The sequence below is a fragment of the Leucobacter chromiireducens genome (genome assembly GCF_003917135.1).
Taxonomy (GTDB): domain Bacteria; phylum Actinomycetota; class Actinomycetes; order Actinomycetales; family Microbacteriaceae; genus Leucobacter; species Leucobacter chromiireducens_A.
This window is the reverse complement of record NZ_RPDI01000061.1, coordinates 1-4,430: the sequence shown is the minus strand read 5'-3', so window position 1 is coordinate 4,430 and position 4,430 is coordinate 1. Positions and strand designations below refer to the sequence as shown.

General features: G+C 71.2%; 4 protein-coding genes. 3 read left to right on the top strand and 1 reads right to left on the bottom strand.

Features of this window, described 5'->3' with window-relative positions:
- The 3 genes from EGM46_RS14365 to ypfJ form a co-directional block, all read left to right on the top strand.
- A partial coding sequence (locus EGM46_RS14365; RefSeq protein WP_125100805.1) for an acyl-CoA dehydrogenase occupies positions 1–1,567 on the top strand: 1,567 nt, incomplete at its 5' end.
- A 130-nt stretch (positions 1,568–1,697) separates the two neighbouring features.
- Entirely contained in the window at positions 1,698–2,696 is a 999-nt protein-coding gene (gene pip, locus EGM46_RS14360; RefSeq protein ID WP_125100807.1) for a prolyl aminopeptidase, read from the top strand.
- 7 nt (positions 2,697–2,703) lie between these two features.
- Entirely contained in the window at positions 2,704–3,600 is an 897-nt protein-coding gene (gene ypfJ, locus EGM46_RS14355) for a KPN_02809 family neutral zinc metallopeptidase (RefSeq protein ID WP_125100804.1), read from the top strand.
- Here the strand turns inward: ypfJ and EGM46_RS14350 are convergent.
- The coding region (locus EGM46_RS14350) for a LysR family transcriptional regulator substrate-binding protein (protein ID WP_346773396.1) at positions 3,597–4,430 on the bottom strand (834 nt) is incomplete at its 5' end. The two genes, ypfJ and EGM46_RS14350, sit on opposite strands and share 4 nt — an antisense overlap.

The following is a 4,430-nucleotide window of genomic DNA, read 5'->3' as shown; positions in this document are numbered from 1 at the left end:
GGAGTTCGAGATCCACACGCCGTTCACCGGCGCATGGAAGGACTACCTCGGCAACGCCGCGCTCCACGGCCAGGCGGCCGTCGTGTTCGCGCAGCTCATCACGAAGGACGTCAACCACGGCGTGCATGCCTTCTTCGTGCCGATTCGCACCCCGGACGGCGAGATGCTGCCGGGCGTTGGCAGCGAGGACGATGGCGTGAAGGGTGGCCTGAACGGCATCGACAACGGTCGACTGCACTTCACGCACGTGCGGATCCCGCGCGAGAACCTGCTCAACCGCTACGGCGATGTCGCGGCAGACGGTACGTATTCCTCGTCGATCGAGAGTCCCGGCCGTCGCTTCTTCACGATGATCGGCACGCTCGTGCAGGGCCGCGTGTCCCTCGACGGATCTGCTGTGAAAGCGATGATGGCGGCGCTGACGATCGCGATCCGCTACGGCAGTGAGCGGCGCCAGTTCCCCGGCGCCTCCGGCCGTGAGACTGTACTGATGGACTACGGGCTGCACCAGCGCCGTCTGATCCCGCGCCTCGCGCAGACGTACGCGATGGCCTTCGCGAGCGAGCGCCTGCTCACCGTGTTCGACGAGGTGTTCTCCGGTGCGAAGGACACCGACGCGAACCGCGAGGACCTCGAAACGCTCGCGGCCGGCCTGAAGCCGCTTTCCACCTGGGCGGCGCTCGACACGCTGCAGGAGGCGCGCGAGGCGACGGGCGGTGCCGGCTTCATGGCGAAGAATCGCCTGGTCGGGCTCCGCGCCGACCTCGACATCTACGTCACGTTCGAGGGCGACAACAACGTGCTGCTGCAGCTCGTCGGCAAGCGCCTCCTCACCGACTACGCGAAGCAGTTCGCCGGCGGCGACCGGGCAGCGCTCGCGAAGGCGGCGGCCAGCCAGCTGGGGGATCGGGTGAGCCGTTTCGGCCTGCGCCAGATGGGGCAGAGCATCGCGGATCTCGGCCGGGTGGCGCGCTCCGTCGAGAGCCTCCGCTCGCCGGAGGCGCAGCGCGCGCTGCTCACCGACCGCGTGGAGACGATGGTGTCGGAGATCGCGATGGCGCTCCGCGAGGCAACGAAGCACGTGCCGAAGGGCGACGCGCAGGGCAAGGCGATCGCGAACGAGGAGGCGTTCAACGCGCAGCAGCACAAGCTCATCGAGGCGGCGCGCGCGCACGCTGAGCTGCTGCAGTGGGAGGCGTTCACCGAGGAGGTCGAGCGGATCTCGGATCCGGGCTCAAAGCAGGTGCTCACCTGGCTGCGCGACCTCTTCGGCTTCGGTCTCATCGAGGAGCACGCCGCGTGGTATCTCGTGCAGGGTCGCATCTCGGGGCAGCGCGCCGAGGCGGTCACTGCCTACATTGATCGCCTGATCGCCCGCCTCCGCCCGCACGCGCTCGACCTCGTCGACGCGTTTGGGCTCTCGCCCGAGCTGCTGCGCGCGGAGATCGCGACGGGGATCGAGGCCGAGCGCCAGGAGGAGGCGCACGCCTACGTCGAGGCGCAGCGCGCGGCCGGCACCTGGCCGATCCACGAGAAGGAGCTGCGCAAGCGCGCGAAGCAGGCCTAGGCGCAGGGCGCCCGGCGCCCGGCGCCCGGCACCTTGTGCCCTGTGCCCCGCGCACCCACCACGCCGCCACCGGGGCCGCGCAGCATCTGCTGTGCGGCCCCGGTGAGGTATTAGAGTGAGCGGTATGGCACTGCGCTCGCTCTATCCGCCGATCGAACCGACGGCGCACGGCATGCTGCCCGTCGGCGACGGCGCCGAGATGTACTGGGAGAGCTGCGGCAACCCCGACGGGAAGCCCGTCGTCTTCCTGCACGGCGGGCCGGGCGGGGGCTGCTCCCCGGACCACCGGCGCTATTTCGATCCGGATCGCTACCGCATCGTGCTCCTCGACCAGCGCGGCTGCGGGCGGAGCCTGCCGCACGCGAGCGCGCCGGACGCCGACCTCAGCGCGAACACCACCTGGCACCTCGTCGCCGACATCGAGCGGCTGCGCGAGCATCTCGGGATCGACCGCTGGCAGGTGTTCGGCGGCTCCTGGGGCTCGACGCTCGCCCTCGCGTATGCACAGACCCATCCGGAGCGCGTCACCGAACTGGTGCTGCGCGGCATCTTCACGCTGCGCGAGCAGGAGCTCGCCTGGTTCTACCAGGACGGGGCCTCGCACCTCTTCCCGGACGCCTGGGAGGACTACCTCGCGCCCATCGCCGAGGGGGAGCGCCACGAGCTCATCGCGGCGTACCGTCGCCGGCTCACCGATCCCGATCCCGCGGTGCACACGCCGGCCGGCGTGGCCTGGACCGTGTGGGAGCACACCACGATCCGCCTCATTCCCGACGCCGCGGCCATCGCCGCCGCCCGCGCGGACACCGCTGCGGCCGTCGCGTTCGCGCGCATCGAGAATCACTTCTTCTCGCACGGCGGCTGGCTCGAGGAGGGGCAGCTGATCCGCGACGCCGCCGAAAAGCTGCGCGGGATCCCCGGTATCATCGTGCAGGGGCGGTACGACGTGTGCACCCCCGCGCGCACCGCTTGGGATCTGCATCGGGCCTGGCCCGAGGCCGACTTCGAGATGGTCGCTGACGCGGGGCACGCAGCGAGCGAGCCGGGGATCATCGACGCACTCGTGCGCGCAACCGACCGCTTCGCAGGGCCGGGAGTTCCCCAGGCTCCCGAGAGCAACGGAGAGTGAGACGATCATGACGTTCAACGACAACGTGCGGATCGACACCAGCAAGGTGACCAAGCGCGGCGGCGGCGCGCGCAAGGGCGGCATGATCGCGGGCGGCGGCATCGGCATCGCCCTGCTGCTCGCGCTTGGCTCGCAGCTGTTCGGGGTGAACCTCAACATGTTCGCGCCGGCGCTCAACAGCGCGCTCGGCTCGGGCACCGTGATCTCGGAGCCCGAGTCGGGCTCCCTTGAGGGCTGCGCTGCCGGCGCTGACGCGAACCGCGACGTCGAGTGTCGTATGGCGGCCGCGAGCGACTCGCTCGATCGCTACTGGGCGACGCAGGTGGGCAACTACCGCGCCCCAGGCCCGGTGGTGCTCTTCAGCGGCCAGACTCAGTCGCCGTGCGGCGCGGCATCTGCGGCCACCGGCCCGTTCTACTGCCCGTCGGACGAGACCATCTACATCGATGTCGCGTTCTTCAACACGCTGAACCGCGACTACGGCGCCTCGGACGGCTCGCTCTCGCAGATGTACGTGCTCGCGCACGAGTGGGGCCACCACATCTCGAACCTGATCGGATCGCTGCAGAGCGCCGGCCGCGAGTCGGGCGCAGCATCGGGATCGGTGCGGCTCGAGCTGCAGGCCGACTGCTTCGCCGGCGCCTGGGTGCAGAACGCCTCAACCGTCACCGACGATCAGGGCGTGCCCTTCCTGAAGCCGGTCACCCAGCAGGAGATCGCCGACGCGATGAGCGCCGCCGCCGCGGTCGGCGACGACCACATCATGGAGTCGGCCGGCATGGGCGTGAACCCCGAGCGCTTCACCCACGGCACCTCGGAGCAGCGCCAGCGCTGGTTCCAGGTGGGCTACCAGCAGGGGCCAACGGCCTGCGGCACGTTCGACGTGCCGGCGTCGCAGCTCTAGCGCTTGCGGCCCGGCCGCGGCGGCTTCTTCTTCGTCGCCGCGAGCTGGGCCCCGCGCGAGCCCGGCTTCGGGCCGGCCTTCTTTTTCTGCGGCTGCTGCTGCGGCTTCTTCTTCGCCGGCTTCGGCGCCTGCGCCGGCTGCTCGGGTTCGGCAGCCGACCGCGAGCTGCGGGCCGTGCGGCCGCGGATCACGCCAACGAGCTGCTGCACGTCCGCGGCGTCGCGGGTGAGCTCCCAGGTGGCCCAGACGGCGGTGCGCGGCAGGGTGTCCGCCCCGGTGATCGGGATCATGCGGTGCTGCTTCTTGTCGACGAGGTGGCGCGCGAGCAGCGTGGGCAGCAGGATCGCGCCGGCACCGGTGGCGACGAGTTCGAGGGCGGCCTGCACGTCGCGCGGCATCCACGCCGGGTCCTCCCACGCGACCGCGGCCGGCCACTCGGCCGGGTGCTCGGGGTGGTCGAGGAGGTGCACCTGGGCGAGCGCGGGAAGCGCGATCGACTCGCGCTTCGCGAGCGCGTGATCGGCGTCGACCACGAGCGTGATCGTCTCCTCGTAGAGCCGCAGCGCGTGCCGGGTGCGGTCGGGCTCCGCGCTGCCCGCCGGGCGATGGCCTGGGAGGGCGCGCTCGAGCATCACGTCGCACGCCGCCGATGCCGCCGTGCGGCCGTACGCGATGTCAACGGGGACGAGGTCGAGCTGGGAGCCGGTGACCGTGTGCCAGCGCTCGGCCCACTTGCTCGGCGCGATGCCGCGGGCGAAGCCGAGCTGGATCGGGGCCGGGGCCGGGGCCGGGGCGTCGGGCTGGGCTGTGGTGGGCTCGCTCATAGCGCG

Coding starts and splice junctions, on each gene's coding strand:
- ypfJ (WP_125100804.1), top strand. CDS start 2,704: ATGACGTTCAACGACAACGTGCGGATCGACACCAGCAAGGTGACCAAG.